The following is a 24,022-nucleotide window of genomic DNA, read 5'->3' as shown; positions in this document are numbered from 1 at the left end:
TCGAAGTGAATCAGCTAGACCTGAAGGAATAAAAGAAGCAAAAAAAGAGAAGGAAAATATGACAGTGGTTTATGATAAAGCAAAATGGCATTATGAGGGAGACTTTCCAGAAGGGTTAGATGATAAACAAGGTTTTGTACATACGGGAATGTATCTGGGGTGGATTATTGAGAACCATTTATATAGCAAAGAATTTAAAGAAGCGGCTGCTAATGAAATCATCAAATTTAAACAAAAGAAAATGACAGGAACTGAAATATACATGAACTGGGATGGTGTATTTGTAAGTGATATGTTAAATGAGGAGGGTAATGCCTTTACAAAATCCTATTTTGACTTTAAAGACGGTGTTTATTTGGATGATTATGAAGAAGTATTTCCTCATGTGAAATCTCTTTACGAAGTGAAAGACACATGGGGAAATTATGAAACGTTAAAACCGAAACTTAATGAGCGTTTTAATAGCTGGAAACATAAAAAAACAACGACCAAGGGGAATACGATGTTTACAATTGACGATTATATTAGTTCCTTAAAAGAAAATCTTCAAAAAAATGAACATGTATTGATTGCAAACATAAAAGAGATACAGACTTTTCATTATTATGAAGGAATTGATTTGCTGGACTTTGAGATTTTTATGCAACCGTTTGATTTGTCTATTATGATGTTTTCTATGGATGATGAAGCGAATGAAGTTTTTTATGAAGGAAATGACAGAAAGATTTTTTCAGGTAGTCATCCTTTATTTGACGAGACTCAATACTATGATCTTCCTGCTGAAAACTCGGACGCTTTTTGGGAGTTTTATGAGCAAAATGAAGAATCCATCTCTGCTGCTGAAGAAGAAACTATTGTAAGGTGGTTTGTTTCCTGCTGGAATAAAGCGGGTGGCAAAAGCTTTGAATTGCCTGTCTATTTAGGCTTCCATGATGATATAAAATCTTTTGATTTACACAAGAACAAGTGGATAGATAGTGAAGAAAAATGGGCTAAATAGCTGAGTAAAAGTAGATTTACATACCCACTAAACCTAGTGAAAATAAATAAGATCAAAGCAAGCGGGAAGTTTTTATTCATTTCTAATTTTAAATTAAGTTTATTTTCCGCTTTCTTATAATATAAAGGGTGACTAGCTTTGAGGATTGTAGAGACGACTATTTTTACCATCGAACCTGATGATAATTGTTTAAATATCATTGATGCAGATTACAAAGATGAATATGGACTGGTCTTAGTTCAAAATTTTGATAATGAATCCTAGAACTAAGGGAGAAAAGCACAATTTGTTTATTATGAATATCGATGGAGAAGTCATACGGTCATTCTATTGTGGAGATGCTGTGCAAGACGTAGCGGTTAGTAAAGAAGGAATATGGTGCAGCTATTTCGACGAAGGCGTTTTTGGTGAAGGGATATCAACAGAAGGGTTAGTATTATTTGATAATACAGGTTCCCCAACTTTTCAATATCACACTCATTTACCAGATGCTCCATCCATTGCAGATTGTTATGCAATTTGCAGAGGTAAAAATACGACACTTTGGTTATATCCATATACAGATTTTGAGTTAATTGAAGTAAATCCCGAGAAGAATTCTTTTATTGCACATCAAACTCCTGAAACGTTACATGGATCACAAGCAATAAGTATTAGAGGAGAATATAGCTATTTTTACAGCCCATACAACAAGGAAGGAACTTTATACAGTTGGAAAGCAGAAGACAGTGGTGCTAAAAAAATAGGTAAGTTAAGCGGAACCCTTAGAGGACTAGATACAAGGCAAAAAGCTCATTTTATAGGGATTGAGGAAAAGAGCATAAAAGTTTACACCATCATCAACCCGAAAGAGTATTAAAACATAAAATTCGACTTACACAGATGCGTTTATTCAAGGGTTAGAATCTATTTTAACTCAGTATCCAATTAAAGAAATTTAAATTATATAAATCAAAGAGGTAATGTATTTTATGAAAAGTTGGTTCAAAAAACATTCTACTAATAAAAAACATGAGGATAGCAATACATATTGGCAATTAGATAATGTTTATGAAAGAAACAAAGAATCTCCTTATACATTTTACAAGCCAAGCAAAGCGGTGACGGATAAATTAAAAGCGGGAGACCTGGTGAAGTTAGTTTTCTTTAGTGATTCAGATACAGCTGGTTACAAAGGAGAAAGAATGTGGGTGGAAATTACGGATAGAAACAAAGAGAACTTTGTTGGAAAGCTTGATAATGAACCTTATCATTTAAAGGGCTTAAAACTTGGTCAAATCCTGCATTTTGGCACTGAACATATTTGTGATACTGAATATGAAGACGATGACGCTGCAAAGATGGACTATTACTTTAATACCCTCGTAACAGTTAGCAATGATGTTTTAGAAAGAAACGAGTTTAATTTTCTGTTAAAGGATAAACCAAATGAACCAAATGATTCAGGATGGGTTATCTTTAGCGGATACGAAGACGATGAATTTACTAGTAATCCAAATAATTTTCAAATTGTAGCTCTAGGAGTTGCTTTAAATGTTGATGACTCAATTTTAGCTTTTATAAATAAATCACCGCTATGTGCTTACGAAAGAAATGAGTTTGGGAAATTTGATAGAATTCATGACTACGATTGGGAAACATACCTTAGTGAGTGAAAGCTTGCAACTAGTAACTTGAAAAGTTTGTATGACAAGCGAACGGAGGGGAAGAAGTTGTTCTTTTTCCCTTTCTTTGCGCTTCTACATCAAATATAGCTACTTGAAACTCGGGATACAAAATTGTAAAGTTCTAGGATAAACCATAAGGAGTTACTTGATTACATATAAAATGATACGTACTGGCGTATTCAGGCGATTGTGATTAAGTGAGCGGTCATTTTAACCATTTCTAAGATATAATCTATAGCTTGTACTATTTCACATTTGACTTTAAAAGCATCATTCAGTCGATTTTTAAGAGTTCTGTTTACAGCTCCAAATTAAAATCATGAGAGTAAAACCAGCTGACTTGAAAACAAATCTACACACTTTAAAGAAAAAGCAAAAGGTGATAGACATTCCAAGGTTCTAAGAGCAAGGGAGACCCTAACGATTTTATTTCTTTTTCTAGTTTACATAATATATATTCTAGGAACCAATAGGTAAAACGCGAATTCTGTCTCATAAACAAAGTATACTTATAATAGTGAGACGGAATTTAAAAATGAGATAGGGTTTGTATTTATATGATTTAACTCACTAAACTAATTATCAACAATATTTGTTCAATTAGAACAAATGCGGATATGATTTTATAGAATGCATATTGATTTCACCAGATTGTTTTTAAGTTTGATCAGTTCGATTTATATTTATAGATTTTGAAAACAAATGAGTTTACTTGTAGGATTTAGATTTTATACTTATTTATTTTTTCTCATCGTATTCTCAATGAACTCTTTGCAAATTGATAAAATCTGTTTACGTTTAATCTTTTAAGGATTTATTTGCTACAGAACGTATATTTTTCATTTAGTACATATGTTTGCATTAAATGGATTTTTATTCATTTATAAAAGTGAAAACCTCGTATTTCCTGTAATAAAATACACTAATTAGTATTTTTATTCTGTCTGATTTCTTGTTAAAATCACTAAAAACCCCTTTCTTATCAGCTTTTTAGTGATTTTAGTTGTAGTTTCCTTTTTCATCGGGTATAATATTAAACAAATAGATGACGGTATAAATTGGATGTCATTATCCAGTTTTAAAGGAGCGATACTCATGAACATTACAATTTATTATGGAAATCATGAAGATAAAACAATTCATACAATGGATTGTCACGTAGATATCGATTTAGATGATGAAGATATGGTAGCTTTAACAGAAGCTCGTTAATGAATATATAAAAGGCTGTGGATGCTTTTCATCTGCAGCCTTTTATTTTTTGCTCCCCCTCTCCTCTTTAATTTCTACTAACCGCTACGTTTTACAAACCTTAGTTACTTTTATTATAAAATTTCAAATTCTCCGTTAACTTCTCTTTACTTTTCGACACATTTTTTGTATCATTAGATAAGAACGTATGTTCGTTTTATTTTCATCGTATTGATGATCACAAGGAGTGTTTTTGAATGACGGTACGAAAAAGAAAAAGAAAGAAGCTCCCTCCTACCCTATCCAATACAGGCTTTATTGGAGCAACGTTTGCTGATACAAATGAATTAGCACGCAATGAATATCACTTTCCTCGTAAGCAAATGAAAATTACCCATCATGTCTTAGATGCCTTGCTTCAAGGGGCAACGCACTTATTTCAACAGCATAAAGTTGAAGCCGCTATCTCATGCGTGTACCTTCCTAAGTACAAGAAGATTGGTTTAGTCCTTTCTAAACAGCCTTTTGGCCGCAATGAAGGCATTGGGTATTTTATTAATTACTTAAAGGAAATCGGACATATTGAGTGGGATGAAAAAACGAAAGACTACGAAATACATAATACGAGTTTTATCGGCGTGGTATTTGCAGATCTAGAAAAAATTGCTAAGTTCACCTTCGACTTTGAGCTGGAATTGCTGTCGAAATTCGTTAAAGATTTAATTATTCCTGCCAAAGAGCTGTTCTTGCAGCATAATGTAAAAGCGTATCTCTCCGGCGTTGAAAATGAAGATCAGCATAAAGTAGGGTTTGTTTTATCGATCAAGCCTTATGATGAACGTAAGGAAGCAGACTTATATTTTGTGGAGTATTTAAAAGAACGTGGTTTATACGAAGAGGACGAGTCTGAAGAAGAGCTAGTACCTATTCATACAAAATGGAGCTTATTTAAATAACATACGTTATACCCGCTGTCTTAATACTTAATAAGATAAGCGGGTCTTTTTTTGCTTTTTACTAAAACTCAAAACAAATTAGTAGCAAGTACTAATAGTTAGTAATATAATAATAGTAATGATAAAAAATCATTGATATCTATAATATAAGGAGTCGTTTTTATGATTCAACTAAAAGATTTAGTTCCAAGTGAACATTACAACTTAACAGAGGAAATTGAAAAACATGCATCCGATCAGCTTGCGTTAAAGTGGCAGGACGCTGACGGTGCGCGTGAGGAAATTACATATAACCAGCTGTTAGCAAAAGCCAATAAAGTGGCAAACGGGTTAACAGAGCTAGGTTTAACAAAAGGCGATCATGTCTTGGTTATTGCACCTCGCCTTATTGAATCGTACGCTATTTACTTAGCATGCTTAAAAGCAGGTATTATTGTAATTCCTTCTTCAGAACTATTACGCGCAAAAGATATCCAATATCGTTTACATCACGCTGAAGCAAAAGCGATTATTTCTTACCATCCTTTCTGCAATGAGATCGATAAGATTGAAAACTTCCCTACTTCTCTACAACATAAAATTACGTTTGGTGCTGATGTTACGTCATGGACGCGCTTAGAGTCACTTACAGCGGCTGCATCAGAACAGTTCCAAGCAGCTAAAACAACTAAGGATGATACGGCATTCCTTCCTTATACATCTGGTACAACAGGACAGCCAAAAGGCGTTGTTCATACTCATGGATGGGCTTATGCTCACCTTCGTATCGCAGCTGCTGAATGGTTAGATATTAAAAAAGGCGATACGGTCTGGGCAACAGCAGGTCCTGGTTGGCAAAAATGGATTTGGACTCCGTTTTTATCTGTACTTGGACAAGGTGCAACAGGCATTATCTATAACGGACGTTTTGAACCTAAAAAGTTTTTAGAAATTTTACAGGATGAAAAAGTAAACGTACTGTGCTGCACGCCAACAGAGTACCGCTTTATGGCTAAAATTGATGAGCTTGAACGTTTTGACCTGTCTCACCTTCATAGCGCTGTATCTGCCGGAGAACCGTTAAATGAAGAAGTGATTAATGTGTTTAAAAAATATTTTAATATCCAAGTACGTGATGGATACGGTCAAACAGAGAATACTCTTTTAATCGGTACATTAAAAGGTGTAAAAACAAAGATTGGTTCAATGGGTAAACCGATGCTTGAAGGGTTTGTAGAAATCATTAATGAAGACGGCGAACCTTGTAAGCCTGGAGAAGTTGGGGACATTGCCGTTCGTAGAGACCTCCCTTCTCTTTTCAAGCACTACTATAAAGACATGGAGCGCACTGAGAAAACGTATAAAGGAAACTACTATTTAACAGGTGACCGCGCTTCTAAAGATGAAGATAACTATTACTGGTTCCAAGGACGCGGAGATGATATCATTATCAGTTCCGGCTATACAATTGGGCCATTTGAAGTTGAAGATGCATTAATTAAGCATCCAGCGGTGAAAGAATGTGCCGTTATAGCTAGCCCAGATGCTGATCGCGGCCATGTTGTAAAAGCGTATGTTGTTCTTGTCGATCATGTAAAAACAACAGATACAGGTTTTATTAAAGAGCTGCAAAATCATGTAAAGGCTCTAACTGCACCTTACAAGTATCCTCGCGTAATTGAATTTATTGATGAATTGCCAAAAACTAATTCAGGTAAAATTCGACGTGTGGAACTTCGTGAACGCGAGCAACAAAAAGCATAATAAATGAAAAAAAGACGTATCCTAACAGATACGTCTTTTTTTATTAGATAGCACGCTGTGAAGTACGAACATCCACCGTTAAAACACCGGTATTTACGTTTGCGTACGCTTTAATGATGACAGGGTAATCTTTGTTGTTTGTAAACTTAAAATCAGGTCCTCCCCACGATACAGTTGCATCTCTTCCTGCTGGTACATAACCTACATGTTTTGAATGGTGAGATCTAGCTGTCACTTGAAGACCAGCGCCGTCAATAGCATTAAATAGCGTAGAAGATGTTTGGCAGATCCCTCCGCCAATTCCCATCACCAGCTGTTTGTTGATGATTTCAGGAGCAGGCTGATAGCCTCTTTCTGCTGTGCGCTCCCCAACTGTTTGATTATAAGAAAATGAATCTCCAGGACCTAATACAACGTTGTTAATCGCTTCTGCGGATAGCTGAACATTTCTGTTTCGACTTGTATCACTTGGACGAAAACGTGTAGAATAGGAAGCTAACGATACATCAGCGATCCCTTGAGCAGATGCTGCCGTTACATTTGGAGCGGTTTCGTAAATCGGAACCTTCACATCCAATTGTTTCGCATTTAAGTTCTGTAGATTTTTAACAAGCTCTGCTTCTTTTAAAATGATTTGTTTGGAACCGCCGGTTAACGATCCATTTGCATCCATTTTTATGTTTTGCATAGGCGTGTCGATCCCTTTTGCCAGCTCAGACGCTAAATGCTTAATTTCTTGGTCGTATACGTCTTTATCCTTGTAATGAACCGGCTTGAATTCTTTCATTACTTTTCCTGTGCGGGAATCTTTCAGCTGATACGTCAGGTCTTCGACTTTAAGGACTGGTTTTTTCTTTTTCTCAGTCTTTTTTTCTGCTTTTTTCGCTGCTTGTTTTTGTTCTATCGCGGCTGTTTGCTTTGCAGAATGATTGGTATACATGCTGTACGCAATAAACGCACTAACAATTGTCGCGCCAAGCAAAAGCGCCCCTAAGACTTTCTTCATGTAATTGAATCCCCCCATATCTCGGCTTTACCTCAATATGTTTTTTCTATAAAAATATGTATACATTCATTTTATACAAACATCTTGTAAAAGACGATCTGCCAAAGTGAACAATCACCATTTTTTATATTTTTTTCTTTGTTCAACACATGAGGTAAAGCCGAATGATGTTCATAGACCCCATTTTTTCTTATGAACTCAATAGAAAACAAATGTTGTATGCGTTTCCTGTTATTACTATTCTTATATATAATAGCACGAAAACAAGGATTTTTTAACGAATTATGGTAATTATTTTAAAATTTTTCTGACAATTTCCGCAGTGTTGTTCATTTTTCTATGGGCATTATACATGGTATAATGGTAAAAATGGAATTTGTTTTATGAGGAGGATTTACGCTTGACTGAACGTTATAGCAAAGAAGAGATTAGTCATCAGCTAGAAAGTATAGATCATGTAAAAGAAGCTCTTTTAAAATATAAAAACACCGTAATCGGTGAGAAATATGATTTGCTTCCCTACCATTTAACTTCAACAAAAGAGGCAATCTTAAAGACCATTCACGATAAAAAAAGCTGTATTGTTAGCGATATCACAAAAGTACTTGGGCTCTCACCTGGTGCTATCACCATTGTATTAAATCAATTAGAAGATGATGAGCTTGTGAATCGTATTTATAAAAAGCAAAACCGCCGAAGCGTGTGGGTAGAGTTGACGGAAAAAGGCGAAAAAGTTGTCGAAATATTGCAAGCTACTCGTGTCGATTTTTGGTCAGATTTACTTTCACACTTATCAGAAGAAGAAAGAGATCAATACTTTCACATTATGAAAAAAATATCTCAAAAATTACAGCAATAAATATAAAAAAAGCGGCTATAAAGGCCGCTTTTTTTATTATGCGTGTGCTAAGGCTTGTTTTTTCACTTCGTTTTTCAACACTTTTCCTACGCTGTTTTTAGGAAGTGATGAAACAAATACAACAGTTGGTACTTTATATGGTGCTAATCGTTCTTTACAGAAGTTCACTACATCTTCTTCAGTTAAAGCAGATGCTTCTTGTTTAACAACAAATGCATATGGAACTTCGCCGTACACATCATCAGGCATGCCGACAACTGTCGCTTCTAACACCCCATCTGCTGCTAGGACAACTTCTTCTACTTGATCTGGGTAGATGTTGTCTCCTCCATATACAATTACATCTTTATAGCGTCCTTCAATGTAAAGAAATCCGTCCTCATCTAATCGACCTGCATCGCCCATCGCTAACCAGCCATCTTGTAAGACAGCGTTTGTTGCTTCTTCGTTTTGCCAGTAGCCTTTAAATAGATAAGGGCTTCGTACAAGTACTTCACCTTTTTCTCCAGTTGGAACTTCTTGACGTGTTTGGGGGTCTACAATTTTAACTTCCACATGTGGAGCAGGTTTTCCAGCAGAGCTTACTTTCTTCCATCCCATTTGAGGATGCCATGAACTGATAATCCAAGCTTCTGTGCTTCCGTACCCTTGAGCTAAAATCATTCCGTTACGATCATATTGTTCAATTAAAGACTCTGATACTTTTGTTCCGCCTGACACAGCAAGTTTTAGAGGGAAATCATAGTGATCTCCTTTTTCAAGCTCTTCTACAATGTATTTTAATGCCGGTGGTAGTGCAAACAGCATTTTAATGTTCTCTTTTTCAATTACCTCAATTACTTTAGCTGGATCTGTTTCTTCAGAACATACCATTGTATTTCCTGTGTTGATGCACATAAATAAAATGCTCATCGAACTCATGTGGAAGAATGGATGAACAAACAAGTAGCGCATGCTTTTATCAATATTTGCACGTTCTTCCTGGCCGCCAGAATTTAAAAAGGCACTTACTGATCCGTGTGCAATCATACATCCTTTTGACTTACCTGTTGTACCTGATGTGAACATCATCAATGCTAGATCTTCAGGAAGTACTTCAGGAAGTGCTTCTGGTGTGTTTGTGTCATACGCTGAGAATTGAGTTGTAAATTCTTTTGCATCCTCAATTTTTAACGTAAAGCTAAGTTCATCCGTTTGTTCCGCTTTTTCTAATACAGACGTAAATTCGTTGTGGTGGATAATCGCTTTTAACTGTCCGCTCTTAATAATGCTATCCAGTTCATAAGGTGTCATGCTCTTACTTAATGGAACAACGACTGCTCCCACTTGTAAAATCCCCATTGTAACGACTGGGTAAGCAATGCTTGTATGAGCTAAAATACCAATACGATCTCCTTTTTGAATGCCTTTCTCTAAGAAGTAATGAGACAATTGATTTACTTTTTCATAAAATTCATTAAATGTATAACGTTCATTATGTTCAACTAGTGCTTCATGTTGAGGAGAAATCTCTGCACGTTCTGCGACTAAGTATTGTAATGTGTTCATTTTATCCTCTCCCTTGTCCGCTCGGACTAAATATTTCGTTCGTGAATATTTTAATGACTAAAACATAATAACAAAAAATTTTTCCGAAGTAAAAGTTTAAAATTATCAAAATGTGTTTATATAGGTTGTATCGGGAAATGTTAAAAGAGATGCTGTTTTTAAGAAGTGTTGTATTACCAAGGGTTTGATAAAATTTTACAAAATTCAAACAGTTCAGACACTGGGTTTAACGAACTATTTTTTTCCTTTTTTTGTTTGTAAATTAGTTTTTATTTCTTGTTTTTCATTTTTTTAATATATTTTCTTACTTTCCCCTTATTCACCGGATTTTGAGCTCATTTATTGAATGAAAACGGTGAATATGAAACAATAATATATAAGCATTTGGATTTGAAAGGAGCAAATTTAGACATGAAAGTTCTTGTAATTGGTGCGAATGGTCAAGTAGGCCAACATATTGTAAACATTTTGAATGAAAGTGATGTGCACACTGTACGTGCGATGGTTCGTAAAGAAGAACAAGCAAAAGAACTTGAGGCAAGAGGTATCGAAACGGCTTTTGCAAGCTTAGAAGGCACTGTACACGAAATTAAGGAAGTGATGAAAGGCTGTGACGCCGTTATCTTTAGCGCAGGATCAGGCGGAAATACAGGCCATGATAAGACACTTTTAATTGATTTAGACGGTGCGGTAAAATCGATGGAAGCTGCAGAAGATTTAGGTATTAAACGATTTGTCATGGTAAGCGCACTTCAAGCACATCACCGTGAAAACTGGAATACTTCACTAATTCCTTACTATGTAGCCAAACATTATGCAGATAAAATCTTAGAAGCAAGCGGATTAACATATACAATTGTTCGACCAGGCGGATTGTTAAACGAACCAGGAACAGGACGTGTAGATGCTGGGGAGAACAAAGAGCGCGGATCCATTCCCCGCGAAGATGTAGCGCGTGTGGTAGTTGAAACGCTAAGTGAAGATCATACATTCGGACGTTCTTTTGATTTAGTTTCAGGCGATACGCCTATCGCAGAGGCTATTCAATCTATTTAATATAAAAAAAGCAGCGAATCCGTATTCGCTGCTTTTTATTTATCATTTAGTACATGTATTAAATGATAAATCACTTTTGCTGTCAGTCCCCATATGACTCGGTCTTCATAGTAATAAAAATGTTCTTCCATCTCTCTTGTTTGCCAATTATAATTTTCACCACCAATAATCGCGTCATAAGGAAAATTATGTTCGGGTTCTACTCTGAAATGGATATTGTGTATATCAGGTTCGGTACGCTGAAAAAAAGAAAGAGGCACGGTAAATACTTCTGCTACTTCCGAAGGATTCGGTCGAAGTTCAAGCGACTCATCAATAAAACCTACATAAGGATAAATGATTGTTCCAAATTGAGAAACAATATAATCTAAAGCTTGTACTTGCTGAATAGATTCAGGCGTAATCCCTAACTCCTCGGATGTTTCACGGATAGCCGTTTCTTTTTCGTCTGCATCCGTCTTCTCGACACGCCCTCCTGGAAAACAAATTTCTCCGGGCTGTCTTCGTAAATCGAGCGCTCTTACCTCAAATAAAACATGCAGCTCCCCTTGTTTTTCAATAAGCGGAACAAGAATACCGAAGCGAGAAAACTGCTCCATTCCAAGAATTGTCGGTATCCGATTTTCTAACTTAGCTATAATACGGGATGTATCCATACGTCCACTTCCTTTCACAAAATGAATTATCAAAAGAATAGCGAGTTATAAGCTGCGATGTCAACTAACCTGCAAAAGAAAGCTGTTATCTTTAGTATATGAAGAGATCCATTCAATTGACACTACAATTGATAAAAATATATAACATGGATATAAATAAAAACAGATAGCATCGGCTATCTGTCTTTTTGTTTTGTTTTTAACAACCCATAAATAAGTAAAAAGAATGCAACCACACTGATAAGCAATCCTCCTACTTGCTTATCAGTGAGTCCAAAACGAAGCTGAAGCCAAAAGATAACCAAGCAAATCAAAATGACGCTGGTAGCTAAATAAAAGTAAATGCTGTAGAAAAACGGGTTCGTTCTTTTTCGTTTGTAGACAAGTAGTGAGATGCCTATATACGTACCCAATAGTGTGAGTAATACAACAACTTCCGTTAATGTTCTCACCGCATTCTCCCCTCTCCCTTTTTTCTTCTATACCCCGTTTCTTCTTTCATCAAAAGGAAGTTTGACTAAGGTATTTACAAAAAAACGCTCTTATGCCATAAGGCGTTTTCCTTCAATACGCTTTATCCTGGTTTGTATTATATATCAAGAGCAAAGGTAATGACCGCTTCACAAGCCAACTCGCTATCTACAAATGCTTTTCCTTTTCCTCTTACAATCTTTCCGCGCTGCTTGAGAACCTCAAATTCTAAACGCAGGGTATCTCCTGGCCTTACTTGACGCTTAAAACGACATTCGTCTATTCCCGCTAAAAAGGCAAGTCTTCCTTTTTGTTGGTCATCCGCAGCCATGGCAAATCCACCGAGCTGGGCAAGAGCTTCGACAATAAGTACCCCTGGCATTACCATATAGTCCGGGAAGTGGCCTTGGAAAAAAGGTTCATTTGCTGTTACTTGTTTAATCCCTATCGCAAGCTTTCCTTCTTCTTGCTCTAAGATGCGATCAACAAGTAAAAAAGGATAGCGGTGTTGAATGGTATGTTTTATTTGTTTTATATCTTTCATATGTATCGCTCCTTTTTCTTATAATAAGGGGTCCTTGCCGTCAAATGCAGGAAACGTATCTGGATGAAGAAGCGCCGCGAGTTTTTTTAACCCTAACAGCAACCTAGGTGAAGGACGACAATACAGCCATTCTTCTAGTACATGTACGCGATGTTCTTTAATGGCACACATATCGGACCAATCGGGTCTTTTATGTAAAATAGTCGGATTTACTTTGTTTGTCTGCACGCCTACCCAAGCCAGACAAATATGTTGTGGATTTCGTTTAAACACTTCTTCCCAATTACTCTGTACATTTGCTTCTTTATGATCAGCAAATATATTATCTCCTCCCGCTAACTCACTAATTTCAGTCAGCCAGTTTGCTTTGCCAGGAGTAAAGACAGGTTTTGGCCACCATTCCCAGTATACAGTGGCTTTTTCATCAATTTGATTTGCAATCCCTTTATATGTAGAAAGAAACTGATCATAACGCTTTAACAGTTCAGCTGCTTTTGTTTCAATGTTTAATCGCTGACCTAAATCCTGTAGATTTTGACGGATATCTTCTAGCGAATTAGGATTATATACGACATAAGGAAGCTTTCGTTTTTTAAGTTCTTCAATATTTCGCTCCATTCCAGGAACGCTTAGTGATGCTAGGACTAAATCGGGTTTAGCTTCTTCCACCGCATCCATATTAATAGATAAATCGGGACCTAAACGCGGCAGACCTTGAATAGACTGCGGCCAATCGGAATAATCATCAATTGCTACGAGCAAATGCTCACATTTTAAATACGCTATTAGTTCTGTATTGCTTGGACAAAGCGAAACAATTCGCATAGTTCCCCTCCTGCATTCATTTCTTTTTTTCTATTATACAATAGATCCAAATATAAAAAGCAGAGACTTTCACTGAAGTCCCTGCTTTTGGTGCTCTTTATCCGCCCATCGCGTGATAAAAGAAGTAAAAGAAAACTAAACAGCCAAGTGAACTAATGCTTGTAGTTAAAATGCCGATTGAAAGCAACACCTGTCCGTCTTTTTTTTGTTTATATCGCAGCATATAATAAAAAGCTAAACAGGTGCCAAGAAGTAAATAAATAGCCCATATGTAAGGTAGATTCTTTAGCTGAAAGATGTATCCTTGATTAAATAATAAACAGTAAATAAAAAAAAGATTTACGATAAAAAATATAGAAAGTACACTTTTCTTCATCTATTAAACCCTCTTCTATTCTTTATTTTCTGCTATAGTTGCTCTGTTTTGATTTCTCAGTTCATCCCGTATTTCACGTAAATATTGATTTCTCTCCTGCATTCGCTTTAACACTATAACGATAACAGCTATAATACCAGCAATGATTCCTATATAAAGAACTCCAAACACTAAGATAGGTACTACACCCCAAAGCTCCATCTCATTCCTCCTATTTTTTGGTTATTACCTTATTTTACCGTATTTTGTAAAGTTGTCACGTCTTTTATCCATGAAAAAGGGAGTTTGAATATATATTCAAACTCCCTAAAGAGATTATAAAAAATAATATTTATTATAGCGCTTTGCTTTTGACACTCGCTCCCGTTCCGAAGAACTTATCAAAAATTTGATAAAGAGCAGACAGGCCAACTAACCAATAAATCGTTGTTACTAACCAATCCCAAGAGCCAAATAGCTCTTCTACTACATTCACGCCTAATGCTACAGCTAACCAATTTAAACCGCCTAAAATCACAAGAAGAGTCGTTAAACCTGAAAGAAATTTCACGTTGTCACCTCCTTGCGAACTGCATTAGGAAAAGCAGCTCATGTTACATCTTATGCGCTGCATAGATCAGTATATGCATAGGCGCTATGTAAAATAGTTATAAAGAATATGTGATTTATTCTTTTTTATTTTCTTATTGTGCAGCTGCAGCTTTCCCGATTTGCTTAATCGTTTCTACATGCATCGCTTCGTGGTAGAAGCTGAATAAAAACGTTTCGCCAACTGTTGTAAAGTTGATGCCGGCTTTGTTTGTAAAAGGTGTGATTAACTGCTTATCAAACTGCTGGGGCATGAGCTCTTTAATACGATGTGCTTGATCTTTCAACACATTCGCAATTTCTTCAAGAGAAGGAGCAGCCTCCGTCCAATCTGCAGGTTTTGTTCCTGCGCCGAAAAAGTTTTCATAACTCTCTGGCGTTTGCATCGGTTCACCAGCTAAGCCAAACACAAGCTTTTCTTGAATAAAGGCAATGTGCCCAAGATTCCAGCGGATATTGTTATTGAATCCTTTTGGTGTGATGTCCGCTGCCTCTTCTGCTGTTTTTTCGAGGATACTGATCGTAATTCCTCTTACAACGTCCATATGTTTTAAAATCATGTTTTCCATCGTCTAATCTCTCCTTACGTTGTCGTATTAGATAAACTATTCAATGTCTATTGTGCACAAATTATCCCTTAAATGCCACTCATAACATTTAAACCTTAAAATAAAAGAAAATTCAAAAGAAACATCCCCCTATATAAAAACTAGGGGGATGTTTTAAGCAGAAGACTTCAAATTTGAGACAGGTCCTTTATTTGGCTTCGGTTTTAGCTGACCTAGCTTATTTTTTAGATAATCTTTTAATGCGCCGCGTTTTCTCTTGCGTCTTTTATCACGATTTTTAATGGTAATCTCCTCCTTTCCTTTTAGTTTTAAGACCTGTGTATTAAATGGATTCTTCTTTTATACATAAAATCCTTTTGAATTCTTAAATTTACCTTCATGTAATTCTTTCCTTTTTACAAAAAAAGACCAAAGTATCAAAACTTTGATCAATCAAGCTACGTAAGTAATCGACCCAATAGTGGAAATAATAGCGCTGTTTCTGTCGTACCAAACAACGGGTTCGTATCTAACTGCAAAATAACTGAGGTGAGCGGTGTGAAGCCTGACAATTTCATCTGACAGGTAAGCTGATTGCTTTGCGTCGTCTTTTCTCTTTAAATTTAACACTTCAATAATTCTTTCCCGCGTTGTAATTCCAATTCCATGACCAAAGTATAGAGTTTCATCTAATACAATTGTGTTTTCACCTTTCCACTGGGGAGTATCAGGATTATAATCAGGATTTTTAAAATACGCACAGTCTCCGGGCAAGTAGTCAGATCCTTTATAACCATGAAGCTCAAGATCTTCATCATATTGCCAATCGTGTAAGTAAAGATCAGCAAAAAGCCTGTTAAAGTTTGCTTTTCCAATATTATTTAATACAGCTTTGTAAAAGATGATGATAACAGCCGTCGCGCACTCAAACGCATATTCGTGTCCGTTGTAAAAAATATCATCGATGGCCTGATGAGGAGAAAAGGTAGGCAGTAGCTGAAACCCTCCGTTATCGGTTCGTTTCCAATATTTTTCGTTACACCTAGAACGTGCAAATGTAGCAAACTTGGCGCCGCTTTTGCGCAGCAACACAGACGATTCAATAATTTGTAGTTTAACAGATACATCAAAATCAAGCTGGTCAAATGTAGCATACTCATACACTTCCCTATAGGCATCCATCTGTTTTAAAATGTCTGCTTTTTCTTTCGTTAACGAACTATTATTTAGATCACTTATTTTCACAATTTGTTGGTTAACTTTAATCATAGACGTTCTCTCCTTTACAGAAAATGATATCAATCACTTTCTCTAACAGGATATTGATAAAAAAAGATTTTGTGTATCTTCATTTATTTAAAATCGTGAAGATTAGAAAAAACGATGAAAGAAAGTAATTTAACCAATAATCTTTTCTTTTGTTCCTTTTTGTCCTTTTGTAACCTTTTTAAATATAAAGCGAGCAACTAACACGTACAGTGGTAACACAATAATGACGGCAATAACATTTAAAATCCAAGGTATTGTCCCCATAAAAACGTTTGAAGATGCTTTATCATACCAGCTCACAATAAGTATTAAAAAGAAAACACTGGATATAAAAGTACTTATGTATCCCTTCTTATAGTTTGTACTTCTCACAGTAACAACAAAGCCAATTACCAAGGAAATGCCTGCTGCAATTAAGACAAAAATCAAAAATAAGTTTGCTACCTTTTGAACGTCCATTTCTTCCCTCTTTCCTATAAAAAAGTAAATTTAAGTACTTTAAACTCCCTAAAACAATTAACGCCTTTTTCTAGATACAATTCCTACAGTTAAAATTAAAGTCATACCTACACCATATAGCGCTCTAAAAGTATAAAGTGATTTTATGTAGCCAGCTGGATAAAGCGTAGCGCTCATTATTAATAAAAGTCCTAATATGTTTAATAACTTTGTTTTTTTAATTTTTATTTCACTCTCTTCCTTTCAATCTCGATAGCCCTTTTACTTATATAGAATCTAGAAGCTAAAATTTCTTGGCAATCTACTAGGTAAATGTTTATACTTCTTTTAAAAATGTCCCTCTTCATTAAATTTTGCTTAAAATAAGCTTGTTCTTCACGAGACTTTTAGTTAGTTCTGTTCTTTATTTAACCGCTTCATTTTGTTTTTGATCAAAAGTTACTATTAAATTGTATATAAAAATTAACAAACCACACCCGACCATAATCCAACGCATACTTCCTTGGAATGCAGAATTAAAAATGTTTGCTAAAGCTATTATAAGTCCTGTTTTCAGCCGGTATATATTTGTAGATTAATAGCATAATAATTGCAAACACAAGGTAAGCTATCCAAAACCCTTTATCTCTTTTACGCATAACTACCACCTCTCTCTGAACTGAAATATCATCCTAACGTCTAACGTACTTTCTATATACACAACCAAATCCTTTCTTAAAAAGTACGTTATTAGTGAACGCCATACCAAGATAAGCCTGATTTTTAAGTCTAGGCTTATCTTGGTACTACCTATTTAGCAAGAAATACTTCTTCATTCACATTTTCAAAAAACGACTTCAACCTAGAAAAGTCCTCCTTGTTTCTCCGTGTAGAGAAAATTTCTTGATCATTATGAACAACAAGCTACGGGAGGTTTACTAAACGCGTAATCTTCTTAGATTTTTATATTAACAAATTATCACATTTTTATTTTACTTGTTTTTCTAAATATGTTTTAATTATACACTAGTAACTTCTTAATTTGATGCGTAAGAACTCTACCAGTTAAACTTGGTTATTTCTGTAACTACGCTCTTATAATTAAGAGAAAGGAAAATGCTAATGGCCTTCGTTAAAAAAATAAACATCTCGTCCGAAGCTAAATCAATGGGTATAGACTTCTATGTACCTTTTTTAATCATTTTAATTGCAATACTTTATACGTGCTTTTCCCCTGATCTAGAAAGTCTTCAATACATATCAAGAATAATAGAATTTGTTGTATGTCCCATAGCTGTTTGGTGGTCCGTATACTTATTTTTAGATCACTCTGTTGATAAAGATAAAACAGCTGAGTTAACACCCAACTCCCCGCCATCTATTTTGTCTTACGGCCTTATTAGAGTGACATCTTTCTTTCTTATTTTTCTAGCAGCATTTTTTGTATTACTAATTTCTATTACATTAAGGTACCCTTATCCTTACATATCATTATTTAATTTAACTATTATTTATGTTCCTCAAACTGTGTTGTACTGTTACTTAGGATTTTTCCTTATGGTATTATCACGAAACATTGCTATTCCGCTATTTATTTTATTAACATATATAGCGGTCAAGTATTGGACGACTAGGGACATTCCGATATATAACGTAATGTCATTCTCTATAGATATGCAGTTGTATCCGAGGATTATCCTGTTAGCTGTAAAGAATATTGCATTAGCTCTTGCTTTAGCGGTTGCAGGACATTTCGTTTTGGTCAGACGAAAGAAGATATAAATATTAGTTTACATTAAAAAAGTTGAGCTCCTATTTACACTAGGTCTCAGCTGTTTTATTTCTTGAATAGGCTCAATTACAACATCGAAAGACTTAAAAAACTTTAAAATGCAATTAACATTTTTTATGCTTTTTCATAGTTGGTCTCCATTTCAGCCGTTTTTAGTACTCAGGCTTAGCAACACCTAAATTCGATTCAAAATCAGTAAGGTACGTGCGGGCTCCGTTATATTTCTCTTCTTCTTCATAGTCATAATTATTACTTGTGTACGGATTGTTAACAATGTTTTTATATGATCTGATGGTTTTTAATTGAGTATCCAAAGAATAATCAAAACCTTTCGTTGCTGTTTCCAACTGTTCAAGCTGTTTTTTACTAAAGTCATCTCGATGCTTTTGTAATTCATCTTTCAGTATACTCAGTTTGTATACCGGTCCATTCCTTATGTCATTAACCGTAGGTTTTATATCCCTGTTAATTTCTTTTTGCGAAGAGTGAACGTGATCATAGAAGAAGTCTATACTTTTATCGTTTCGATCGGTGGCATCTACAACAGAACGCATATTGTCCATCATTGTCACTTTATATATCGTTTTAGGGGAAGTGTATTTCGTATAAGCTTTTAAAGCCTCTTCTCCATTTAGTTTGTCCACATCTTTTTCAAGGTTATTGATACTTACCTCTAGCTCGTCATTATTCATTTTATTAACCTTTGCAGTACTGTTAACGGACGCAGATAACAAATTAAAATCATTTTTATAACTTTGAAACGTTTTTTCTATGTCCTCATCTTTATTAATAAGACGATCACATTCATTTTGGAGAAATGTTAACTCTATTTTTATTTCTTTTTGGGCTTCTTCTTGTTTTGTACTTTTGCTAATTGATTCTTTTGAGGTACATCCCATTAAACTAAAAGCAACAGTTAGAACAGCTGCTCCTACTGCTATCTTCCTTGAATTCTTCATTGTGAAACTCCATTTCTTTGTTGGTTAACTTTTACATACTGAACAACTATATCACATAAATGGATTATTTTAACTATTTATATTAAGATTAAAATTAAAGAAATTAATAAAATGGGGGTTTGTATGAAAAAGTTATATTCTGCATTACTCGCATCTCTACTGTCAGCCAGTATACTAACGGCTTGTTCAGCAACGAACGTAAACAGTAAAAAAGATGTGGAATTCTATTCTAGTGAAGATGAAGCTTTTGAAAATGCAAAAAAAGAGTCTACAGGAATACAAGGTATTATCGGTGAAAGCAAATATGTAGATAACGAAAAGATTGTTATCTATACAATTAAAGAAAAATCACATGTAGGTGTAGGAACAGCTACATTAACTCAAAAGGATCAAAAAATTCGTTGGTATTTTAATGGAAATCCAGCTATTATCAAACAATCAAAGGGAAATACAGATATCACTAGTGAAATAACGACTCCAAAAGGTGTAAAGTACGATTTTTATGCCGGTACCCCAACAAAATCAAATATGACAATTGAAACCCGTACCGATACTGAAGTAGTCCCTCATATTGATAAAGAATATGATATTTATTACTACCTCTCCCCTGTCCCAAGAAATTAAGCAGCAATTTTTTATTTTTTACTAGTCGCAACTAAGGGGGACATTATATATGAAAGTGTTTATAAAATTATCTCTGTTTACGTTTATTATCGTTGGATTATCAGGGTGTATAGGCGAGGAATATGACTTCTCTCCCCCTGCGGTTACATTATCGGCCAGTGATGTTGTGGATGTTGAACTGAAAGAAACTAATGTAGATTGGCGCGGAGAAGAAGGAAAACAGTACAGAAAGGAAACAAATACAAGGAATGGTATAAATGGAGCTAAAAAGCAGCAACAGCTAGCTGTAGCCCCTGAAACACAAGGAAATTTAAGGTTTGATAGCGAAGATTTTCTTGTTAATGAAATTAGTTCTTATATAATAAGCTCTAGTAATGCGAAGCAAGATATTAGAATAAATGAACAAGATAGAACTTTTACGTTCCCAAAGAAAAAAGGGAATTATGTTTATGTGCTAGAACTTCAAACTGATAGAGGCTACGCACAATATGTAGGGAACGTTGTTGTTAAATAAATAACATAGAAACTACTAAAACCCAATCTCTACAAAGAGATTGGGTTTTAGTAATATTATAATATATCTACATGAGAAGTCACCTATTATCATTAGTAAGCTCTATAGAAAGATCTTGTCCAGATACTTTTCGACTTACGTATGAGAATAAAAAAGTGCTAACTACAAGCATTGATACTACTACAGAAAGAATTGTTTTATAACCTATAACAAACTTCCGTGGATCCATTAATAGCAGAATTAATGTCACTAAAAGTCCCATTACAATTCCACATATTACTCCAATCGTAATATATAAATTTACCTGTGAAAGAATGACTTTACGAATGGATTTTGGTGTCATGCCCATCGCGCGTAAAACAGCAAATTCTTTTCGTTTTGAATAAATATTATTTGCCAATGAATTAAATACTCCTGCCATGGTAGAAACAACCAACGTGGCAATAACAACTATAAAAATCCCCCAGCGCTGATAAAACATTTCATTTGCTTCGTTAACAGATTGATCATAGCTGCTTACCTTTAATTCGGGATACTGACTTTTTAAACCTTCAATTTCTTTTACAGCGGCCTTTACATCCGTAGCATCTATGTATAGGCGGTAAAAATCTACATCTTTAAACTTGTTGCTTTTCCAATCTAAAAATGCTTCATTATTGTCAAGAAGGTGATTAGGTATAGCTGTTACCACATAATCTCCCTTAGGTATTATATTTCCCTCTATCATTGATTCATCTTGATTTTCAACATACATACCTAAATGGAGTACCTGACCGACTTTTAAATCATGACTTTCAGCAAATTTTTCAGACACTATTATACTATTCTCTTTATTACTTCCTTTTACATACGAGAAATGCTCTAGAAGTCCTTGCTTCTGCAATCTTTTCAAGTCAACCACATTGTAACGAATATCCGCAACCTTTTTTGAATTTAAAATCTCTCCTAAGCCCTGATTACTCATGTTGCTAACGCTTTTTACGTTAGGTAATTGTTCAGCCTTTCTAGTTAGTTCTTCTACATCTATTTTTGAATCATCAAGGCGAGTTTCCACAATAATAGGCATTGCATATTCTTTTTTTAAGTAGGTTAGTCCATTAATTTGTATGGTTCTAAATGTAATTGACCCAAATACAGTAATGATCATTAATCCGCATGTTATTAAGATAATCATTGTGTTTTTTTTAACTTGGGGAATTAGGTTTTTTGCCGCAATATAAAATTCTTTGCCAAATATTTTTTGTCCATATGGCAAAAACCATTTTAATCCTTTAGTCACTATGATAGGAAAGATTAGTATAAAGGCAAGCAAAACTAGAATAACTGTAATTAGCAACATCCCAGGTCCGTATGTGCCTCTTGTAGGAAATACCTGGCTTCCTATAACTAAAAATAAGGACAGTGCTAATAGTACCTTAAAAACTACTATTCTTGTCTTGGAAAAACCATAGTTAATTTTCTCGTTCGTCTGCATTGTTTTTAGGGGCAATACTTTTGTACTTCGATAAGCTGGAATGAGTAAAAAGAATTGAATAATAACAAACATTACAACTGTAAGGATAATGGCAGTACCTACGTTAAAGTCAGATGGAAAGGAAGATATTTCTGACACTTTTCCTAACCAGCTATATAAGTACCTTTGACTGCAAAAGGTTAGCAAAAATCCTACACCTGTACCTACGGTGTTTATAACGGTGCTTTGAAGTATGATAATCTTGCTAATCTGTTTAGCACTGGCTCCTATTGAACGCATAATGGCGAACTGATTCCTCATCTTGTAGAGCAAAAGCTCAAAGTTTGAAATGAGAATAAGAGACGTAATAATTAACACCAATGCCGATAAAACAATAATAAATGTATGTAAGGATTGTAAATTATTTTGCACGCCTGCATCTTGTTCAGCTATATCAATACGTAAGTTCTTGTTATAAGATTTTATACGATCGGCCAACTTTAAGGCGCTCTTATTCTTGTGTGCCTTTATTAATAAATAAGTTGCTTCTGCGCTGCTTTTTTCTTTTGCTTGAATATAGTCTTTTACGTTTTTTTGATTAAGTATTAGCATATCTGGAGCTACTCCAGTAGCGGATAAATCTTTTACCGTTTCTGCTAATGTATATGTTTTGTTTTCTATAAGAACTTTATCTCCTACTTTTGCGTGTAAATCTTTAGCTAGTCCTTTGTTCATTGCGACAGAATTCTTATTCAGCGGTTTGGAAAAGTGATACCGACTTTTAGCTAAATAATCGTTTTCAACACCTACTGTATAGATAGAGGTATTTAGTTTATTTAGATTCAAATGAGCAATAGATACTTTTGATACCTTATCTACCATTTTATCCTGGTGAATTTCTTCCACTAAAGTTGATGTCAAAATTTTGCCTTGATCCATCTCAAACCCTACAGATAAATCCATCTCACCGTAAGTTTGTTTTAATTGACTTTTTAATGTGTCCTGCGCATTAAAAGAGAATAAAACCATACTAAGTACAAGCATCGTAGAAATAGCTATACTTACAATAGATGAAAACACTATAAATTTATTGGACTTAAATAAACGAAAAGCTAAACCTCGTAGTGTTTTCATATCTTAGGACTCTCGACTTTTGTAATAAGCTTAAACTTCTCTAGTATATGATCCAAATCACTATTTCCGCTACAGATATATGTATCGACAATAGAGCCATCATGAAAGAATAGAACGCGATCTGCATAAGTAGCTACATTAGGGTCGTGAGTAACAAGAAGTATGCTTTGGCTGAGTTCGTTTTTTGTAGTTACTAGTGTGTGTAGTATGACTTCGGAAGTATTAAAATCAAGGTTACCTGTAGGCTCGTCTGCCAGAATAATAGGTGGTTCAGTTATAATTGCTCTTCCTATAGCTACGCGCTGCTGTTGTCCACCTGACAGTTGTACAGGGCGGTGTTTCTTCCAAGCTGTTAAGCCCAAGAGCTCAACAGCGTTATTTACTTTTAAATCAATTACATCCGATGTAAGTCCCTTTAAAATGAGCGGCAGAGCTATGTTTTCTTCTACAGATAAATCCTTTAATAAGTGGAATGATTGAAAGATAAACCCAATATTATCTCTTCTGTACGCTGAAGCTTGAGGTTCTTGGAATATATCTTTTGAAAGCATTCCTTTTAATTTAATCGTTCCACTAGTTGGTTCATCCAGTGCTCCTAAAATGTTCAGCAGTGTGCTTTTTCCTGAACCGCTTGTTCCCATAACAGCAACCATTTCACCTACCCTTAACTGAAAGGATATATCATTTAGTGCAGTAACTTCATAGCCCTCTCCTTTATAAACTTTAGTTAAATTTTTCACCTCTAAAATATGTTGATTTTTCACGTCTTCACCTCGAAGTAAGTTTTTTTCTGTAGTAACAAAGA

Annotated in this window: 25 protein-coding genes and 1 pseudogene; 11 read left to right on the top strand and 15 right to left on the bottom strand. The window is 35.0% G+C overall.

The genetic code is table 11. The features are described 5' to 3' along the window. Nucleotides 1-58: 58 nt before the first annotated feature. From ACFX4W_RS12945 to mbcS, 6 genes and pseudogenes are all read left to right on the top strand, one after another. Nucleotides 59-481: pseudogene (locus ACFX4W_RS12945) on the top strand (DUF7832 domain-containing protein); the annotation flags it as partial. Between the two features lie 657 nt (nucleotides 482-1,138). Continuing rightward, complete coding sequence (locus ACFX4W_RS12940) at nucleotides 1,139-1,264, top strand: hypothetical protein (protein WP_272911206.1); 126 nt, start codon at nucleotides 1,139-1,141, stop codon at nucleotides 1,262-1,264. Between the two features lie 22 nt (nucleotides 1,265-1,286). After that, entirely contained in the window at nucleotides 1,287-1,859 is a 573-nt protein-coding gene (locus ACFX4W_RS12935; RefSeq protein ID WP_052500356.1) for a hypothetical protein, read from the top strand. A gap of 112 nt (nucleotides 1,860-1,971) precedes the next feature. Beyond that, nucleotides 1,972-2,655 (top strand): immunity protein Imm33 domain-containing protein, encoded by a 684-nt coding sequence (locus ACFX4W_RS12930; protein ID WP_043982577.1) that lies wholly within the window; start codon nucleotides 1,972-1,974, stop codon nucleotides 2,653-2,655. A 1,460-nt stretch (nucleotides 2,656-4,115) separates the two neighbouring features. Continuing rightward, the gene (locus ACFX4W_RS12925) at nucleotides 4,116-4,814 is read left to right on the top strand and encodes a hypothetical protein (RefSeq protein WP_043982576.1); all 699 of its coding nucleotides are present in this window, start codon (nucleotides 4,116-4,118) and stop codon (nucleotides 4,812-4,814) included. A gap of 162 nt (nucleotides 4,815-4,976) precedes the next feature. Further along, nucleotides 4,977-6,557, top strand: coding sequence for an acyl-CoA synthetase MbcS (gene mbcS / locus ACFX4W_RS12920; protein ID WP_165575104.1), 1,581 nt, complete (start codon nucleotides 4,977-4,979; stop codon nucleotides 6,555-6,557). Between the two features lie 43 nt (nucleotides 6,558-6,600). Here the strand turns inward: mbcS and ACFX4W_RS12915 are convergent, their stop codons facing one another. Beyond that, nucleotides 6,601-7,563, bottom strand: coding sequence for a VanW family protein (locus ACFX4W_RS12915; protein WP_043982574.1), 963 nt, complete (start codon nucleotides 7,561-7,563; stop codon nucleotides 6,601-6,603). Between the two features lie 400 nt (nucleotides 7,564-7,963). Between ACFX4W_RS12915 and ACFX4W_RS12910 the strand changes: the two genes are divergently transcribed. Beyond that, a complete protein-coding gene (locus ACFX4W_RS12910; protein ID WP_013057155.1) occupies nucleotides 7,964-8,422 on the top strand; it encodes a MarR family winged helix-turn-helix transcriptional regulator in 459 nt (152 codons plus the stop codon). 36 nt (nucleotides 8,423-8,458) lie between these two features. Here ACFX4W_RS12910 and ACFX4W_RS12905 read toward each other — a convergent pair whose 3' ends face one another. Continuing rightward, a complete protein-coding gene (locus ACFX4W_RS12905; protein ID WP_043982572.1) occupies nucleotides 8,459-9,970 on the bottom strand; it encodes a class I adenylate-forming enzyme family protein in 1,512 nt (503 codons plus the stop codon). Between the two features lie 411 nt (nucleotides 9,971-10,381). Here ACFX4W_RS12905 and ACFX4W_RS12900 point away from each other — a divergent pair, with 411 nt between their 5' ends. Continuing rightward, nucleotides 10,382-11,026, top strand: a complete 645-nt coding sequence (locus ACFX4W_RS12900) for an SDR family oxidoreductase (RefSeq protein ID WP_043982571.1) — start codon at nucleotides 10,382-10,384, stop codon at nucleotides 11,024-11,026. Between the two features lie 35 nt (nucleotides 11,027-11,061). Here ACFX4W_RS12900 and ACFX4W_RS12895 read toward each other — a convergent pair whose 3' ends face one another. The 10 genes from ACFX4W_RS12895 to ACFX4W_RS12850 all read right to left on the bottom strand — a co-directional run bounded on the left by ACFX4W_RS12895 (nucleotide 11,062) and on the right by ACFX4W_RS12850 (nucleotide 16,762). After that, entirely contained in the window at nucleotides 11,062-11,682 is a 621-nt protein-coding gene (locus ACFX4W_RS12895; protein ID WP_043982570.1) for an NUDIX hydrolase, read from the bottom strand. Between the two features lie 176 nt (nucleotides 11,683-11,858). Continuing rightward, nucleotides 11,859-12,134: a hypothetical protein gene (locus ACFX4W_RS12890; RefSeq protein WP_016764214.1), complete on the bottom strand. Its 276-nt coding sequence runs from the start codon at nucleotides 12,132-12,134 to the stop codon at nucleotides 11,859-11,861. Nucleotides 12,135-12,271: 137 nt separating this feature from the next. After that, a complete protein-coding gene (fabZ, locus tag ACFX4W_RS12885) occupies nucleotides 12,272-12,697 on the bottom strand; it encodes a 3-hydroxyacyl-ACP dehydratase FabZ (protein WP_028408452.1) in 426 nt (141 codons plus the stop codon). An 18-nt stretch (nucleotides 12,698-12,715) separates the two neighbouring features. Further along, nucleotides 12,716-13,522, bottom strand: coding sequence for a cobalamin-binding protein (locus ACFX4W_RS12880; protein ID WP_043982569.1), 807 nt, complete (start codon nucleotides 13,520-13,522; stop codon nucleotides 12,716-12,718). A gap of 97 nt (nucleotides 13,523-13,619) precedes the next feature. Next, nucleotides 13,620-13,898: a hypothetical protein gene (locus ACFX4W_RS12875; protein WP_043982568.1), complete on the bottom strand. Its 279-nt coding sequence runs from the start codon at nucleotides 13,896-13,898 to the stop codon at nucleotides 13,620-13,622. 15 nt (nucleotides 13,899-13,913) lie between these two features. Next, nucleotides 13,914-14,099, bottom strand: a complete 186-nt coding sequence (locus ACFX4W_RS12870; RefSeq protein ID WP_043982567.1) for a hypothetical protein — start codon at nucleotides 14,097-14,099, stop codon at nucleotides 13,914-13,916. A 133-nt stretch (nucleotides 14,100-14,232) separates the two neighbouring features. After that, nucleotides 14,233-14,448 carry a DUF378 domain-containing protein gene (locus ACFX4W_RS12865; protein WP_013057146.1) on the bottom strand — a complete coding sequence of 72 codons (216 nt, stop codon included), beginning with the start codon at nucleotides 14,446-14,448 and terminating at the stop codon, nucleotides 14,233-14,235. 133 nt (nucleotides 14,449-14,581) lie between these two features. Then, a complete protein-coding gene (locus ACFX4W_RS12860; RefSeq protein WP_043982566.1) occupies nucleotides 14,582-15,055 on the bottom strand; it encodes a DinB family protein in 474 nt (157 codons plus the stop codon). Nucleotides 15,056-15,487: 432 nt separating this feature from the next. Further along, a complete protein-coding gene (locus tag ACFX4W_RS12855) occupies nucleotides 15,488-16,303 on the bottom strand; it encodes a protein-glutamine gamma-glutamyltransferase (RefSeq protein ID WP_280559654.1) in 816 nt (271 codons plus the stop codon). Nucleotides 16,304-16,432: 129 nt separating this feature from the next. After that, on the bottom strand, nucleotides 16,433-16,762 hold the full coding sequence (locus tag ACFX4W_RS12850) for a hypothetical protein (protein ID WP_043982565.1): 330 nt from the start codon (nucleotides 16,760-16,762) through the stop codon (nucleotides 16,433-16,435). A gap of 1,536 nt (nucleotides 16,763-18,298) precedes the next feature. On the opposite strand from ACFX4W_RS12850, the gene ACFX4W_RS12845 reads away from it, so the two are divergent. After that, on the top strand, nucleotides 18,299-18,523 hold the full coding sequence (locus ACFX4W_RS12845) for a hypothetical protein (protein ID WP_237074928.1): 225 nt from the start codon (nucleotides 18,299-18,301) through the stop codon (nucleotides 18,521-18,523). 162 nt (nucleotides 18,524-18,685) lie between these two features. Here ACFX4W_RS12845 and ACFX4W_RS12840 read toward each other — a convergent pair whose 3' ends face one another. Beyond that, nucleotides 18,686-19,492, bottom strand: a complete 807-nt coding sequence (locus tag ACFX4W_RS12840) for a hypothetical protein (RefSeq protein WP_237074927.1) — start codon at nucleotides 19,490-19,492, stop codon at nucleotides 18,686-18,688. A gap of 123 nt (nucleotides 19,493-19,615) precedes the next feature. Here ACFX4W_RS12840 and ACFX4W_RS12835 point away from each other — a divergent pair, with 123 nt between their 5' ends. Beyond that, nucleotides 19,616-20,116: a hypothetical protein gene (locus ACFX4W_RS12835; RefSeq protein WP_043982560.1), complete on the top strand. Its 501-nt coding sequence runs from the start codon at nucleotides 19,616-19,618 to the stop codon at nucleotides 20,114-20,116. Nucleotides 20,117-20,165: 49 nt separating this feature from the next. Then, nucleotides 20,166-20,630 (top strand): hypothetical protein, encoded by a 465-nt coding sequence (locus ACFX4W_RS12830; RefSeq protein ID WP_043982559.1) that lies wholly within the window; start codon nucleotides 20,166-20,168, stop codon nucleotides 20,628-20,630. A gap of 79 nt (nucleotides 20,631-20,709) precedes the next feature. Here ACFX4W_RS12830 and ACFX4W_RS12825 read toward each other — a convergent pair whose 3' ends face one another. Both ACFX4W_RS12825 and ACFX4W_RS12820 read right to left on the bottom strand, forming a co-directional pair. Continuing rightward, nucleotides 20,710-23,217 (bottom strand): ABC transporter permease, encoded by a 2,508-nt coding sequence (locus tag ACFX4W_RS12825; RefSeq protein WP_280559652.1) that lies wholly within the window; start codon nucleotides 23,215-23,217, stop codon nucleotides 20,710-20,712. After that, nucleotides 23,214-23,981 carry an ABC transporter ATP-binding protein gene (locus tag ACFX4W_RS12820; protein ID WP_162214287.1) on the bottom strand — a complete coding sequence of 256 codons (768 nt, stop codon included), beginning with the start codon at nucleotides 23,979-23,981 and terminating at the stop codon, nucleotides 23,214-23,216. The genes ACFX4W_RS12825 and ACFX4W_RS12820 overlap by 4 nt, the downstream gene beginning before the upstream one ends. Nucleotides 23,982-24,022: the final 41 nt, after the last annotated feature.

It is taken from the genome of Priestia sp. YIM B13489 (assembly GCF_042787645.1).
GTDB lineage: Bacteria > Bacillota > Bacilli > Bacillales > Bacillaceae_H > Priestia > Priestia megaterium.
The sequence above is the reverse complement of the archived record's forward strand: the minus strand, read 5'-3'. Positions and strand labels throughout refer to the sequence as shown.

Coding starts and splice junctions, on each gene's coding strand:
- ACFX4W_RS12930 (WP_043982577.1), top strand. CDS start 1,972: ATGAAAAGTTGGTTCAAAAAACATTCTACTAATAAAAAACATGAGGAT.
- ACFX4W_RS12925 (WP_043982576.1), top strand. CDS start 4,116: ATGACGGTACGAAAAAGAAAAAGAAAGAAGCTCCCTCCTACCCTATCC.
- mbcS (WP_165575104.1), top strand. CDS start 4,977: ATGATTCAACTAAAAGATTTAGTTCCAAGTGAACATTACAACTTAACA.
- ACFX4W_RS12915 (WP_043982574.1), bottom strand. CDS start 7,563: ATGAAGAAAGTCTTAGGGGCGCTTTTGCTTGGCGCGACAATTGTTAGT.
- ACFX4W_RS12905 (WP_043982572.1), bottom strand. CDS start 9,970: ATGAACACATTACAATACTTAGTCGCAGAACGTGCAGAGATTTCTCCT.
- ACFX4W_RS12900 (WP_043982571.1), top strand. CDS start 10,382: ATGAAAGTTCTTGTAATTGGTGCGAATGGTCAAGTAGGCCAACATATT.
- ACFX4W_RS12895 (WP_043982570.1), bottom strand. CDS start 11,682: ATGGATACATCCCGTATTATAGCTAAGTTAGAAAATCGGATACCGACA.
- fabZ (WP_028408452.1), bottom strand. CDS start 12,697: ATGAAAGATATAAAACAAATAAAACATACCATTCAACACCGCTATCCT.
- ACFX4W_RS12880 (WP_043982569.1), bottom strand. CDS start 13,522: ATGCGAATTGTTTCGCTTTGTCCAAGCAATACAGAACTAATAGCGTAT.
- ACFX4W_RS12875 (WP_043982568.1), bottom strand. CDS start 13,898: ATGAAGAAAAGTGTACTTTCTATATTTTTTATCGTAAATCTTTTTTTT.
- ACFX4W_RS12870 (WP_043982567.1), bottom strand. CDS start 14,099: ATGGAGCTTTGGGGTGTAGTACCTATCTTAGTGTTTGGAGTTCTTTAT.
- ACFX4W_RS12860 (WP_043982566.1), bottom strand. CDS start 15,055: ATGGAAAACATGATTTTAAAACATATGGACGTTGTAAGAGGAATTACG.
- ACFX4W_RS12855 (WP_280559654.1), bottom strand. CDS start 16,303: ATGATTAAAGTTAACCAACAAATTGTGAAAATAAGTGATCTAAATAAT.
- ACFX4W_RS12850 (WP_043982565.1), bottom strand. CDS start 16,762: ATGGACGTTCAAAAGGTAGCAAACTTATTTTTGATTTTTGTCTTAATT.
- ACFX4W_RS12845 (WP_237074928.1), top strand. CDS start 18,299: ATGGTATTATCACGAAACATTGCTATTCCGCTATTTATTTTATTAACA.
- ACFX4W_RS12840 (WP_237074927.1), bottom strand. CDS start 19,492: ATGAAGAATTCAAGGAAGATAGCAGTAGGAGCAGCTGTTCTAACTGTT.
- ACFX4W_RS12835 (WP_043982560.1), top strand. CDS start 19,616: ATGAAAAAGTTATATTCTGCATTACTCGCATCTCTACTGTCAGCCAGT.
- ACFX4W_RS12830 (WP_043982559.1), top strand. CDS start 20,166: ATGAAAGTGTTTATAAAATTATCTCTGTTTACGTTTATTATCGTTGGA.
- ACFX4W_RS12825 (WP_280559652.1), bottom strand. CDS start 23,217: ATGAAAACACTACGAGGTTTAGCTTTTCGTTTATTTAAGTCCAATAAA.